The organism is Streptomyces sp. NPDC091209 (genome assembly GCF_044757755.1).
Classification (GTDB): domain Bacteria; phylum Actinomycetota; class Actinomycetes; order Streptomycetales; family Streptomycetaceae; genus Streptomyces.
Map to the genome: position 1 here is coordinate 110942 of NZ_JBIVVR010000014.1, position 13603 is coordinate 124544.

The 13603-nt window shown below is 73.2% G+C and carries 10 protein-coding genes; 8 read left to right on the forward strand and 2 right to left on the reverse strand.

The window, feature by feature from the left end:
• Nucleotides 1-130: 130 nt before the first annotated feature.
• From ACIQRL_RS32925 to ACIQRL_RS32960, 8 genes are all read left to right on the forward strand, one after another.
• The gene (locus ACIQRL_RS32925) at nt 131-460 is read left to right on the forward strand and encodes a 4Fe-4S dicluster-binding protein (protein WP_401338445.1); all 330 of its coding nucleotides are present in this window, start codon (nt 131-133) and stop codon (nt 458-460) included.
• Nucleotides 457-2385: a hypothetical protein gene (locus ACIQRL_RS32930; protein ID WP_401338447.1), complete on the forward strand. Its 1929-nt coding sequence runs from the start codon at nt 457-459 to the stop codon at nt 2383-2385. Before ACIQRL_RS32925 ends, ACIQRL_RS32930 begins: the two co-directional genes overlap by 4 nt.
• Before the next feature lie 94 nt (nt 2386-2479).
• The gene (locus ACIQRL_RS32935) at nt 2480-3982 is read left to right on the forward strand and encodes a glutamine synthetase (protein WP_401338448.1); all 1503 of its coding nucleotides are present in this window, start codon (nt 2480-2482) and stop codon (nt 3980-3982) included.
• Nucleotides 3983-4045: 63 nt separating this feature from the next.
• On the forward strand, nt 4046-5332 hold the full coding sequence (gene purB, locus ACIQRL_RS32940) for an adenylosuccinate lyase (RefSeq protein WP_401338450.1): 1287 nt from the start codon (nt 4046-4048) through the stop codon (nt 5330-5332).
• A 94-nt stretch (nt 5333-5426) separates the two neighbouring features.
• Nucleotides 5427-6035 carry a GNAT family N-acetyltransferase gene (locus tag ACIQRL_RS32945; RefSeq protein ID WP_401338452.1) on the forward strand — a complete coding sequence of 203 codons (609 nt, stop codon included), beginning with the start codon at nt 5427-5429 and terminating at the stop codon, nt 6033-6035.
• On the forward strand, nt 6032-7075 hold the full coding sequence (locus tag ACIQRL_RS32950) for a C45 family autoproteolytic acyltransferase/hydolase (RefSeq protein ID WP_401338454.1): 1044 nt from the start codon (nt 6032-6034) through the stop codon (nt 7073-7075). The genes ACIQRL_RS32945 and ACIQRL_RS32950 overlap by 4 nt, the downstream gene beginning before the upstream one ends.
• A gap of 316 nt (nt 7076-7391) precedes the next feature.
• Complete coding sequence (locus tag ACIQRL_RS32955; RefSeq protein ID WP_401338455.1) at nt 7392-8138, forward strand: response regulator transcription factor; 747 nt, start codon at nt 7392-7394, stop codon at nt 8136-8138.
• Between the two features lie 346 nt (nt 8139-8484).
• Nucleotides 8485-9774, forward strand: a complete 1290-nt coding sequence (locus ACIQRL_RS32960) for an RNA-guided endonuclease InsQ/TnpB family protein (RefSeq protein WP_401338457.1) — start codon at nt 8485-8487, stop codon at nt 9772-9774.
• Between the two features lie 91 nt (nt 9775-9865).
• Here ACIQRL_RS32960 and pcaB read toward each other — a convergent pair whose 3' ends face one another.
• On the reverse strand, nt 9866-11281 hold the full coding sequence (pcaB, locus tag ACIQRL_RS32965) for a 3-carboxy-cis,cis-muconate cycloisomerase (protein ID WP_401338459.1): 1416 nt from the start codon (nt 11279-11281) through the stop codon (nt 9866-9868).
• Complete coding sequence (locus tag ACIQRL_RS32970; RefSeq protein ID WP_401338462.1) at nt 11278-13305, reverse strand: FAD/NAD(P)-binding protein; 2028 nt, start codon at nt 13303-13305, stop codon at nt 11278-11280. Before ACIQRL_RS32970 ends, pcaB begins: the two co-directional genes overlap by 4 nt.
• Between the last annotated feature and the right edge of the window lie 298 nt (nt 13306-13603).

Consider the following 13603-nt stretch of genomic DNA (forward strand, 5'->3'; position numbering starts at 1 on the left):
TGACGGCGTCCCGGGTGTGACGCTCCAGCACGCCCCGACCGGGGTTCAGGAGTTGGTCCAGAGGAACCCCGGATGCTCGAAGCGTCCGTTCGAGCCGTCATCGACACGACGCCTAAGGGGTCTCATGCCCGTGGAAAGCAACGCTTCTTCAGATGTGCCGTCCGGGCGAGATCTGCGGATCGCCACGCGCAGCCGCGCCGGCAACTGGACCAAGCCCCCGCGCCGCATCGAGACGTCCGAGTGCATCACCTGCGACAGCTGCCTGCGCAGCTGCCCGGAACAATTCGGCGCGATCTTCGACCGCGGGCTCGACGTCGTGATCATCCCCGAGCTGTGCTCGGGCTGCCCCGTCTGCGTCCTGGAGTGCCCGGTCGACTGCATCTACGTCGACGAGGACTGGACGCCCACCGACGACGCGATGTGGAGCCACATCGCACTCACCGGGAAAGGCACCGCATGACCGCGCCCGTAGACCGCGAAGGATCCCGTCGAGCCGCCAACTCCCGCAAGCGCCAGAGCCGGCGGCCCAGCCGCCTGGGCCTGGCGGCCGGCGCCACGCCCAAGCCGGACCGGGTACGCGAGGAGGATGCCGGGTTCCCCGGGCTGCTGGCCCGGGTGTGGCGGAAGGCCTCGGCCGCCGCCGACATACGCGCGGCCCTGGACACCCTGCTCACGCTCGACGGACATGTGCCCGCGGAGGTCCAGGAGGGCGCCCTGCGCATCGCGGACGCCGCCGCGCTGAAGGTCGTCGCCGGCCTGTCCGGAGCCGCACGCGAACCGGCCGGGGCCGTCGCGGACCCCGCGGAGCGCACCGTGTTCCTCGGTGAGATCGGCCTGACCACCGGCGGCCGGGTCGTCGTCCGCGTTCCCTCCCAGCAGCCGCTCGCCCAGCAGCACACGCTGGTCGCCGGCGTGCTGCGGGTTCCGTGGACCTCGCGGCACCTGGACGACTACCAGCGCGAGGTGACGACGGCTCAGGAGCGGTTCGACCGCGACGCGGCCGACAGCCGCCGCTGGCTGGCGGAGCAGGGCCGCGAGGGTCGCGAGGCGCTGCTGGCGCAGCTGACCGAGGGCGCGCGGCGCACCGCCCCCTTCATGCTCTACGTCGAGGACAAGCAGTACACGAACTTCCGCGACACCAACACGGTCGTGGGCAAGACGCTGTGGCCGGGCCACCCGGACTGCGTGTTCACCAGCCTGGCCGGCCTGCCGCTGGAGCTGTGGTCGGACCACGACGCCCTGCTGGTCGTGGGCATCAGCCTGCTCATCCGCTCGGCCGGGTACGGCCGCATCGAAGAAGTCAACGGCTCGCAGCTCACCCCGGAGAACGTGGGCCGGCTGCTGGAGCGCACCCGCCGCAACTACAACGGGGCCCTGGGCGGGGAGCGGATCCCCGCGGCCGGTCCCGACGCCGGCATCGACGCGCTGATGGCCCTGGCCACGGGGCTGGGCGCGCACCGCCCGGAGGTGACCCGCACCGTCCAGCTGTACCGCGAGATCCACGGCGCCCTGATCCACAAGGTGGAGAAGGTAGCGGCCCCGTACGGCAAGGTGGCCGCGGACCGGGACCGGCAGGTCACCGATCACCTGCGCGCCACGCTGCCCGTGGTCGGCGACCGGCTGGCCGAGCTGCGGCTCGCCGACGACGCCGACCCGCTCTGGCTGGCCCGCCCCTACGGCGAGTTCGGCACCGGTCTGGAGGCGGTCGTGTACGAGGCGGTCGCCGCCACCACCGCCGCGTTCAGGGCCGACTTCTCGATGAGCCGCGGCATCCGGTCGCTGCCGGAGCTGGTCCGCGCGCTGCGCGCGGAGGCCTGGGACGAGATCAGCGCCTGGGGCATCACGGACTTCTTCTGCTGCGTGGTCCCCGCGCAGGAGGCCCGGCGGCACTACGGCGACTCGCTCGCCACGCTCGCCGACACCGCCTGGGCGATGTCCTCGCGCATGCAGTACAACTCCTGGCACTTCATCGCCGGCAACCTGCCGCGGACCTCGAAGGTCCTGGAGCGCGACCACTTCGTGCCGCCCACCATCCCCGACATCGCCCACTTCTCCGACCAGCACCACCACGGGCACGTCAACAACATGGTGCGCTTCACGATCCGCAGCCCCCAGTCGGTCGAGGTGTGCGGCCGGCCCTTCAACGGATTCATGGACCTGCGCATCGTCCGCGCCGACGGGGAGCCGTACACCGAGCAGGAGATGCTCGCGGCGCACCAGGTGTCCGCCTTCATCGCCCGGATGACGCAGCAGGCGGCCGCGCTCGCCGAGCAGGGGGAGCAGGCCGATGTGACGGCCTTCGACTCGGCCTGGCACTGGAGGTCCGTCACCGGCACCCCGGTCGAGGGGGCCGCCCCGGAGCCGGCCCGGTCCCGGGTCGGCTAGCCGGCTCACCGCGGGCCGGCCGCCGGCCCGCGGGGACCTCCATCGCCCCTGACACGCCCCCTGTCGACCTCCTGACGAAAGGACGCTCCCCGTCATGTATTCCAGATCATGGTCGACCCCTGCCACGGAGGGCAGCGTCGGGAGCCACGCGTTCGTCGCCGAACACGGGCTGTGGGACGACGCCCGGCTGGCGGCCGCCGAGCGGATCGGGGCGGGGCTGGACGGGATCGACTTCGTCCGTCTGGTGTGGGGTGACCCGCACGGCCTGGTGCGCTCCAAGACACTGACCGTCCGCACCTTCCGCGGGGTGCTGCGCAACGGCATGAACTACAGCCCCGGCCCGTTCCTGAAGGACACAGCCTGCACCACGGCGGTGGACTACCGGGGCGAGCACGGCATCGGCGTCGACGAGATCGCCGGCCTGGGCAACTTCGTGCTGGTGCCCGACCCGCTGACCTTCCTGGTGCTGCCTGGCGAGGGGGCGCGCACGGCCTGGGTGATCGGCGACGAGTACCTGCGCGACGGCCGCCCCCACCCGCTGTCCTCGCGGCACGTGCTGCACCGGGTGCTGGACCGCTACGCCGGCCGCGGGCTGACGCCCGTACTCGGCCTGGAGGTCGAGTGGTACCTGGCGCGCCGCCTGGACGACGAGCCGGGCAACGAGGGGAACGGCTTCGGCCTGCAGGGCCCGGCCCCGCGGGTGGCCGCGATGAACGCGGGCTACCAGTTCAACCTGGACGCCGCGTACGACACGGTCGCCCCGGTCACCGACCCGCTGGCCCTCGCCCTGCTCGGCCTGGGGCTGCCGGTGCGGTCGATGGAGCACGAGATGGGCCCCGGGCAGGTGGAGACCACGTTCGACCCCATGTCGGCGCTGGACACGGCGGACGCGATGCTCTTCTTCCGCGTCTTCACCAAGCGCTGGTGCGCGGCCCGGGGCCTGCACGCCTCGTTCATGTCGCAACCGGCGATCGCCGGGGCGGACCCGAGCGGCTGGCACCTGAACCAGTCCGTCCTGGAGACCGCCACCGGCCGCAACGTCTTCAGCGCCGAGGGCCTCTCGGCGGGGCTCTCCCCCACGAGCAAGGCGTACGCCGAGGGCCTGCGGGACTGGCTGCGCGACCTGTTCCTGTTGTCGGTGCCCACGGTCAACGGCTACCAGCGCCTGGGCACGCAGCACGCCCTGTCCCCGACCCGGGTGAGCCTGAGCCTGGAGTCGCGCACGGCCATGCTGCGCGTGGTCGGCTCGGGGGCCGGCGCGCACATCGAGAACCGCGTCGGCGAGCCGAGCGCGAACCCGTACCTGAACATCGCCGCCCAGCTCTTCGCCGGCATCGAGGGCCTCGACGGGCTCGCCGGGGGCTCGGCCGACGGGCCCCGCGAGGGCTCGGACACCGTCCCGCAGTCCCTGCGCGAGGCGCTGGAGGCGTTCACGGCGGGCCGGGCCGCCCGGCTGCTGGGCGACCCGCTGGCCGCCTGTCTGGCCAGGCTCAAGGAAAGCGAGGTGCGCCGGTACGAGGCCTGGGCCCTGCAGGCCGCCCCGGTGCCGGGCCAGGTCACCGAGTGGGAGCAGCGCGAGTACTTCGCGGCCTTCTGACGCCCGGGAGGCCCGACCAACCACCGCAACCGCAACCGCAACCGCAACGACGAAGGCTGTCCCATGATTCCTCGTTTCACCCTGCCTGAGATGGCGCACCTCTTCTCGGACGAGTACCGGTACGAGACCTACGTCCGCGTGGAGATCCTCGCGACCGAGGCACAGGTGCGGCTCGGCCGCGTACCGGCCGCGGTCCTCGACGACATGCGCGCGGCCACGGCCCCGCTGCCGTCCCGGGTCGTGGAGATCCAGAAGGAACGCGACCACGAGGTGATCTCCTTCCTGACCGCGTACACCGAGCAGATGCCGGAGTCCTCCGCTCGCTGGGTGCACCTGGGCATGACCAGCTACGACCTGGTCGACACGGCCCTCGGCCTCACCCTGGCCCGCGCCACGGACGTGCTCACCTCCGCCGCCCAGCGGCTGCGCAAGGTGCTCGTCGACCGGGCCTTCGAGCACTGGGACACGGTGATGGTGGGCCGCACCCACGGCGTACACGCCGAGCCCACCACGCTCGGCCACAAGCTGGGCGGCTACGCCTTCGCCGTCGAGCGGTCCCTGCAGCGGCTGGCCGCCGCCCGCGAGGCCGTCGCCGTGGGCACCGTGTCGGGCGCGGTCGGCACGTACTCGCTGATCGACCCGGCCGTAGAGGCGTACGTGTGCGAGCAGCTGGGGCTGGGCGTCGAGCCCTCCCCCAGCCAGGTCGTGGCCCGCGACCGGCACGCCCAGCTGATCCAGGCGGTGGCCGTGCTGGGTGCCTGCATCGAGCAGATCGCCCTGGAGCTGCGGCTGCTGCAGCGCACCGAGGTGCGCGAGGTCGAGGAGCAGCGCGTCGAGGCCTACCAGGGCTCCAGCGCGATGCCTCACAAGGCCAACCCGACGGGCAGCGAGCTGCTGTGCGGACTGGCGCGGCTGCTGCGCGGGTACGCCAACACGGCGCTCGAGAACGTGGCGCTGTGGCACGAGCGGGACCTGGCCCACCAGGCGGTCGAGAAGGTGCTGCTGCCGGACGCGCTGACGGTGGCGCACTTCCAGACGGTCAGGGCCGCGGACCTGCTGGAGAACCTGCGTATCGACACGGACCGCATGCGGGACTCGATCGCCGCCACGAACGGGCTGGTGTGCTCGTCGTCGGTGCTGGTGGAGCTGCTGGAGGCCGGCGTCGAACGCGACCAGGCCTACCGGGCGGTGCAGGCGGCGGCCAAGCGCACCGCGGAGTACGGGCAGAACTTCGGCGAGGCCCTGGCCGAGGAGGGTGTGCGGAGCAGCCCGCGCGAGCCCGAGGACTTCCTCGTCCACCACGACGTGGTGCACAGCCGGTTGGAGAAACTCCGTGTGCTGACGGACTGATCCGGACTGATCCCGGAAAAGCCCGACCCGGCTGTCCGGACGCGCCCCACCCTCCTCTTGCCATCCCCTTCTTCGCCCTAGGGAGTCCCTCACCATGAGCTGGTCCGAGAAAGCCGCCACCACGCTGGAGAACGAGCACGTCCTGTTGACCCCGCTCAGCGAGGCGGACCGCGAGGGCATCCGCGCCGTGGCCCTCGACCCCGAGATCTGGCGCTACTTCACGGTCGTCGTCGGCGACGACGCGGCCTTCGAGGCGTTCTTCGACTCGAACCTCGCCGAGCACACCGCCGGCCGCCGCGCCGTCTACGTGATCACCGACAGGAAGAGCGGCCGGATCGCGGGCAGCATGAGCCTGCTGAGCTTCGCCGAGAAGGACCGCCGACTGGAGATCGGGGCCTCCTGGCTGGGCCACGACTTCCGCGGCAAGGGCATCAACCACTGGGCGAAGCTGCTGCTGCTCCAGCACTCCTTCGAGGTGCTGGAGGCCGAGCGGGTGGAGTTCAAGACGGACGAGCTCAACGTCCAGGCCCGCAAGGGCCTGCGCAACATCGGCGCCACCGAGGAGGGCACCCTGCGCTCCTTCAACTACATGCCGGGCGGACGCCGCCGCGACGCGGTCTTCTACAGCATCCTGCGCGCCGAGTGGCCGCAGGTGCTCGACGCCCTCTCCCAGGGCCCGGAGAAGGCGGCCGCCTCCGCATGAGCGTCGCGTACGTCAAGGCCGCCGGCACCCCCTTCGAACTGGGCCGCACCCACGGGGCGGCACTCGCCGGCCCGCTGCGCGGCTTCCTCCGCGACGGCCTGGCGCGGCTGGAGCCCCTCGCCGACCGGCCGCTGACGTTCGCCGGGCTGCTGCCGTCGATCACCACGTACCGCGCGGAGATCACGGCGGCGGTCCCGGACCTCGCCGAGGAGGTCGCGGGGCTGGCGGCGGGGGCCGGGATTTCCGAGGACGAGGCGTGGCTGCTGCAGCTGCGCCGCGAGGTCATGGGTTACACCGGGGTGCCGAGCGCCGGGGACTGCACGGCGTACGCGCGCACCGGGCCGGCCGCCCGGCCGGTGCTGGCGCAGACGGTGGACCTCAACGCGGACATCGACAGCCACATCGCGGTGCTGTCGCTGGCCCGGGCGGGCGGGCCGCGCCGGGTGACGGTGCTCAGCTTCGCGGGCCTGCTCGGGTATCTCGGCATGAACAGCGACGGGCTCGCAATCGGGCTGAACCTGGTGACCGACGGCCGGTGGCGGCCCGGCGTCACGCCGTACCTGACCATCCGCCACCTGCTGGACCGTGCCGGGAGCGTGGACGAGGCCCTGGAGATACTGGCCGGGCTCACCCTGTCCAGCTCGCGCAACCTGGTGCTGTGCGACCGGCGGCGCGCGGTGTACGCCGAGGTGTGCGGGACCGGGCTGCGGGTGACCGAGCCCGCCTCGCGGGAGGCCGTGCACACCAACCATTACCTGCACGAGGACTTCGCCCCGCTCGACCGGCAGTCGGCCCCCGACCGCGTCAACTCCGACGACCGGCTGGAGGCCGTGACGAAGGGGCTGGCCGGACTCGACCCACAGGCCACTGCGGAGGAGCACTTCGCGGTGCTGTGCCGGCCACCGGTATGCATCGCCGACCACGGGATCTACCGCCTGGAGAGGACGGTGGCCTCGGTGGTCATGCTGCCCGGGGCGGGCGAGCTGCACCTGCGGGCGGGCGACCCGAACCACGGCGCCACCGAGGTGTTCACGGTGTAAGGGGCGGGCCGGCCGCGGACGGCGAGCGGCCGGGCGGACCCTGGACCGGCCCTGCACCAGGATTCGACCGCACACCGCTAGCGTCGGCGCGGGCGGCGGCCGAACCGGTCCGGCCTCGCCAAGACCCCCCGGGGGAGGCATGAGTCAGGTTCAGGCGCAGGCACTGCCGGAGCACCAGACGTCCGCTCCACACCCCGAGCACGATGAGCCGCGGTCCCGCGCGCTGGTACGGGAGGCGTGGCCGCCGCGCCCCGGATCCTCTGGCGCGTGGCCCCCCGGCCAGCACGCGCCCGGCCACAGGAGCCCCGTCCAGAGCGTGCCCGGACCGGGCGCCCTCGGTCAGACGTCGCCCCGCGACGGACTGGGCAGGGACGCACCCCGGCCGGCGCCCGCGGTCTCCGGTCGGCACATCCTGGTCGTGGGCGCCGACGCCGGGGACGGGCTGTCGCACCAGCTGCGCCGACACGGCCACACCTGTACCAGGGCGGCCCACGGCGGTGCGGCCCTGCAGGCCTACGGCAGCGCCGACCTCGTCCTGCTCGACCTCGAACTGCCGGACCTGGACGGGCTTGAGGTGTGCCGGGCGATCCGGTCGGTCAGCCGGGTGCCGCTCATCATCGTCACCTCCCGCGAGTCCGAGATCGACTGCGTGCTCGGACTCCAAGCGGGCGCGGACGACTACGTCACCAGGCCCTTCGGGATCCGCGAGCTGCTGGCCCGGATCGAGGCCGTCATGCGCCGCACGCAGTGGCAGCCGACGGCGGCCGCGGGCCCGGCCCAGGAGATCCGGCACGGCCTGCTGCGCATCGAGGTCGGCTCCCGCGAGGTGACCGTCGACGGCGCGCCGGTCACCCTCACGCGCAAGGAGTTCGACCTGCTGTGCCTGCTGGCGCAGCATCCCGACACCGTCGTCCCGCGCAGGCAGCTGCTCCAGCAGGTGTGGGGCAACTCCTGGTCGCGCCGCACCGTGGACACCCACGTCAGCAGCGTTCGCGGCAAGCTGGGCAACCCCGGCTGGATCGTCACCGTCCGCGGCGTCGGCTTCCGCCTCGGCACCGTCTGACGCCTCGCCCCCCGCGCCCGTGGACCGAATTCCTCCGGTACCGGAGGTCCGAGATCCCCCTTGCTTTCGGGCAGGGTGCCCGGTCCTTCAGGGCCGGGGTGAATGCCCGCTCCCGCGGAGCGGGGCAGGGGAAGCCGAATCGCCGCCAGGGCGGTTCGGCGTCTCGGGCGAGACGGTGGTGAGGCCGGCCTCAAGCAGGTGCGGCAACTCGGAGCCGACGGTGGTCGCTCGACGGTGGCCGGCGGTCGGTGGTCGGGCGGGTCGGTGGCCGGGAACGGTCACTCGCACGGGTGATGTTGATCGATGGTGTGGGCGGTCGGGGAACGTGTTGGCTAGGTTCACGGTCATGGCGCGGTTTCGGATGTATCCGACGGGTGAGCAGGCGGGCGTCATGCTCGGCCACTGCGCGCACGCCCGGTACGTCTGGAACCTTGCCGTCGAGCAGCACACGCACTGGCGCACGGGTCGCAGGGCGGCGCCCGGTTTTGCCGAACAGTGCCGCCAACTCACCGAGGCCCGGCGTGAGAACGCATGGCTCGGCGCCGGGAACGCGGACGTGCAGCAGCAGGCGTTGAAGGACTTCGCCACGGCCAAGAACGCCCGCTTCACGTCCGGGTTCGGTGAGCCGACCTGGCGCAGGAAGCACGTGCACGAGGGCTTCCGCGTCATCGGCACCGACCGCATCAAAGAGTTCGAGGCGGACGGCTTACCGAAGCTCAACGCACAGACCGGAAAGCAGATCATGGGCCGGTCGGTGGTGGTGCGCAAGCTCAACCGCCGGTGGGCCCAGGTCAGGGTGCCCGGCTGCGACTGGGTCCGCTTCCGCCTCAGCCGGCCCGAACTGCCCAGGGCCAAGACCTTCCGCGTCACCTTGCGCAACAGCCGGTGGCACATCGCCTTCGCCGTCGTCCCCGCGCCCGTCGACGGCCCCGGCACGGGCGAGATCATCGGCATCGACCGGGGCGTGACCATCACCGCCGCCCTCTCCGACGGCCGGAAACTGAACTGCCCCCAGCTCACCGTCAAGGAACGCGCCCGGATCCGCAAACACCAACGACGGGCCGCCCGCGCACCCAAGGGCAGCGAACGCAAGAGCGCCGCATACGCCAAGGCCGCCCGTATCAAGGCCCGTGAAGCAGACCGGCGCAAGGACTGGTGCGAGAAGACCAGCACGATGCTCGCCCGCACCTACGACCAGGTGCGGTTCGAGAAACTGAACATCAAGAACATGACCCGCTCGGCCAGCGGCACCGTGGCAGAACCCGGCAGGATGGTCGCACAGAAGGCCGGGCTGAACCGGGCGATCCTCGCCCAGGGCTGGGGCCTGCTCCGGCAACGCACCGGACACAAGGCCCCCGGCCGGGTCGAAGACGTCCCCGCCCCCTACACCTCCCTGCGCTGCAGCCTCTGCGGATGGATCGACAAGAACTCGCGCAAGAACCAAGCCGAGTTCGTCTGCTCCCTCTGCGCCTTCACCTGCAACGCCGATACCAACGCAGCAGTCAATGTCGCGGCAGGACAGGGCGGGATCCCCCGCCCCCGGCGAACAGCCGATGCCGCAGGGGTGACAACGGCCACCAGCCGCTCGAACACCCGTGAACCCCAACCCGCACGAGCTGGAATCCCCCTCTTTTAAGAGGGGGAGGATGTCAAGCTGCTCCTGCGTCGTTTCGACCGTCCAGGAGGAACAGCCGGGCTCGGGGCGGGCGGGACTCTGCGGACAGCCCTCAGGTATCGGCGTCGAAGCGGCCGACGGCCAGCGCCCGGTCGACCAGCGGCCCGGCCGCACCGGTGTAACCGGCCGGGTCGAGCAGCGCGGTCAGATCCGCGGGCGTGAGCACCCCCCGCAGCGCGTCGGACTCCGCCAGCACGGCGGCCAGCGGGCGGGCCGTCTCGGCCGACTGCAGCGACGCCCGCGTCAGCAGTTCCTTCGCGGCCGCCTTGCCCAGCCTCGGGGCGAGCACGGCGGAGACCCGCTCGGAGACGAGCTGCCCGCCAGTGGCCTCCAGGTTGACCGCCATCCGCTCGGGGCACACGGTGAGCCCGCGGACCAGCTCCACGGCGGTGTGCGCGGCCCCGCCGGTCAGCCGCAGCGCCTCGCGCAGCGGCTGCCACTCGGCGTGCCAGACCCCCGCCGACCGCTCGTCCTCGTGCGGCAGGCACTGCACGAGGACGGCGGCCAGCGCCGGGACCTGGAGGGCGGCGGAGCGGATCAGCGTCGAGAGCACCGGGTTGCGCTTGTGCGGCATCGCCGAGGAGGCGCCCCGCCCGGCCACCGCCGGCTCGGCCAGCTCCCCGATCTCGGTGCGGGCCAGAACCAGCACGTCGACGGCGATCTTCCCCAGTGCCCCGGTGGTGTGCGCGAGGGCCGCACCCAGGTCGGCGACCGGCGTGCGCAGCGCGTGCCAGGGGAGCACCGGTGCGGCCAGCCCGGTCTCGTCCGCGAAGGCGTCCACCAGCTCGGCCAGGACGGTCGCCGGGTCGGCGCCGTCGCCCGCGTACTGGAGGTAGCCGGCCAGTGTGCCGGCCGCGCCGCCCAAGGAGACCGGTAGGCCGCCCTCGGCCAGCCGCTCCAGCCGCTCGATGGATTCCAGGACCAGCTGGCGCCAGCCCGCCGCCTTCAGCCCGAAGGTGGTGGGTACGGCGTGCAGGGCGAGGGTGCGTCCCGCCATCGCCGTGTCCCGGTGGTCGGCCGCCAGGCCGGCGAGGGCGTCGGCCACCGCCCTGAGGTCCGCGACGATCAGCCGCAGGGCCCGGGTCGCCACCAGCATCGCGCCGGTGTCGAAGACGTCCTGGCTGGTGGAGCCGCGGTGCACGTACTCGGCCGCCTCCGGCGAGCGGGCCGCGACCCGCGCGGTGAGCGCCGCGACCAGGCCCACCACCGGATTGGCGGTCTCCCGCGAGGCCAGCGCCAGCTCCCTGGTGTCGAAGTCCGAGGCCCGGGCGGCGGCGGTGATCGCGGCGGCCGCCGCCGGCGGGACCGTGCCGCACCGCGCCTGGGCGCGGGCCAGCGCAGCCTCGGCGTCGAGCATCGCCTGGACCCAGCCGTCGTCGGCGACGGCGGCCTCGACGGGCGTGCCGGCCCGGACCGGGGACAGCAGCCCCGTGTCCGGGCCCGCGGTGCGGACGGCGGTCTGGCTCACGCAACCGCTCCCGCGCCCGCGTTGCCGGACATCGCCGGCCCCGCCGCGACCGCCGGCGTCCCGGGCAGCCGCAGCGCGGGGCGCGGCTCCGGCAGCGCCAGCACCGCCGCCGCGATGGCGTCGGAGTCCTCCAGCGTCACCGAGCCCACGCCCGGCCGGATGCCGGCCGCGGTCACCCAGTGCACGGCCTCGGTGGGAACCCCGTACGCGAACCGTCTGGGGTGCGGCACCCCCTGCCCCTGGAGCAGGTGGTACGGGCGCTGCGAGACGGCCAGGCCTCCGGTCTCGTAGGACGAGCCGTCCGCGCCCGCGATGCGGTGGGTCCGGGCCTGACCGGTGCTCAGCAGCCGGTCCATGAGCGGATCGGCGGTGCGCCGCACGTCGATCTCCGGCAGTCGGGCCTCGATCAGCACCGTGGCCCGCACCCGTAGGTCGGCCATGTCCGGGGAGGTGCCGACGAAGGCCGCGCCCGCGGGGTCGAGGGGGTCGGTGGCCACCCGCAGCCCCGGACCGGTCACGTCGAGGATGCCCGCGTCGATCAGGGCGGCCATCTCGTCGATGCGGGAGGCCGGCGGACCGATCGACAGGAAGGCGTTGAGCGGCGTGTACCAGCGGTCGAGCTCGTCGCGGTGCGAGTCGGCGTCGAGGCCGCCGTGGTCGATCGCCAGGCGCAGCTCGTTGCGCAGGTCCCGCAGCAGGTCCAGGGCTGCCTTGAACGGGCCGCTGACGTTGCCCTCCCGGGCCCGGCGCACGTCCTCGTCGAGGTAGCCGCGCAGCCAGCCGCGGAAGGAGGCCAGGTCCCGGAAGACCTGCCCGCCGTACGGCCGGGCGACCGTGTCCCAGTCCCAGCGCTCGTCGTTGCCGATGCCGGCGGCGCTGAGCAGCAGGTCCTCGGCCTCGTCATCCCCTGCCTGCAGGAACGCCTCCCCGAAGGCGGCCACCGCGGCCGGCTCCGCGCGCTGCGCGAGGAGCGTCTCGTAGTAGAGGGTGCGCACTTCCTTGGATATCAGCGGCCACAGTTCGGTGCCGAAGCGGATCGGCTCCCCGCCCCGTACCCGGGCGCGCAGGGACGCCACGAAATCGGTGGTCAGCAGCCGCGGGTGGTAGCGGCCGTGCGCGCCCTTCTCGTTCTCGCCGCGCGCCTGGTAGGGCACGCCGCGGCGGGAGCCCGCGTACAGCCGCGGCTCGCGGCCCGAGGGGCGGTACACCAGGCGGCCGTCGACGCGTTCGAACAGCCCGCCGCGGGCGTGCGTGAACAGCGCCATGTAGTCGAAGAAGTTCAGGCCCAGGCCGCGCAGCAGCACCGTCTCGCCGGGGGCGACGGTGGACAGGTCGACGTCCGCCGGGTTGCTCGGCGTGATGTAGGTCAGCCCGTGCCGGGCGGCGTACGCGGCGAACTCCCGCTCCTCGTCGGTCGGCCGCACCTGCACGTGGCCCTGCGCGAGCACCACCGCGCCCAGGCCCGTCAGCCGGGTGCCGTCCTCCAGGAGCACGGTCTGCGCCCCGCTGGGGCCCGTGCCGGGCTCGGCGTCCTCCAGGGCCACGGCGCGCGAGGCGTGCACACGGACGGTGGTGTTCGCGGACGCGCTCGCGGTCACCCGGCCGAACACCCAGGTCAGGTACTGGCCGTACAAGGCGCGGGTGGGGTAGGTGTCCGGCCCGAGGTCCCGGGCCTCGGCGAGGGTCTCGTCGTCGTACGGCGTGCCCGCTCCGGGCGTCAGAGCGCTGGGGCCCAGCGCCTTGGCCCACTGGTACAGGCTCGGCCCCTCCTCCAGCGGCCCTTCGATGGCCACACTGGCGTCGGTGTAGACCGTGACCTGACAGGAGACGGTGTTCATCAGGAGGTGCCGGGACTGGGAGGGCCGCCAGACCCGGCCGGAGCCCGGTGGGTCCGGTTCCACGATGTGCACGGTCAGCTGGTCCCAGCGGGGGGACTTCCGCTCCTGCGCACAGAGCCGTTCCAGTACGGACAGCCCGCGGGGTCCGGCGCCGACAAGGCACACTTCCATACGTCCGCTAGTCACGAAGCACTCCGCTCAGGAGACGGGGGACGGCTGGACCGCGGGGCCGACGCGTCGGCCCCGCCGGTGTGCCTGCCCGGCCTGCCCCCGGGGGTCAGGGTGGTGTCCGCCAACGGTCGGTCCCGCCGCTCAACCAGTGCTCGGATCCGAGTGGAAGAGCGGTCCTGGACCGGTTTCGGGCGCCGTGCGGGCCGGTCGGGCACGCGTGCGGGCGCCGTGACACGCGAAGAGCACCCCTCGCGTGGAGCGGGGGTGCTCTCGGGCCGGTTCCGCGCAGCGCCGGCGCCGCCTGGGTGCCGGG

Bases quoted from the DNA above. Each gene is read 5' to 3' on its own strand.
- ACIQRL_RS32935 (WP_401338448.1), top strand. From the start codon at position 2,480: ATGTATTCCAGATCATGGTCGACCCCTGCCACGGAGGGCAGCGTCGGG.
- purB (WP_401338450.1), top strand. From the start codon at position 4,046: ATGATTCCTCGTTTCACCCTGCCTGAGATGGCGCACCTCTTCTCGGAC.
- ACIQRL_RS32930 (WP_401338447.1), top strand. From the start codon at position 457: ATGACCGCGCCCGTAGACCGCGAAGGATCCCGTCGAGCCGCCAACTCC.
- ACIQRL_RS32960 (WP_401338457.1), top strand. From the start codon at position 8,485: ATGGCGCGGTTTCGGATGTATCCGACGGGTGAGCAGGCGGGCGTCATG.
- ACIQRL_RS32950 (WP_401338454.1), top strand. From the start codon at position 6,032: ATGAGCGTCGCGTACGTCAAGGCCGCCGGCACCCCCTTCGAACTGGGC.
- ACIQRL_RS32945 (WP_401338452.1), top strand. From the start codon at position 5,427: ATGAGCTGGTCCGAGAAAGCCGCCACCACGCTGGAGAACGAGCACGTC.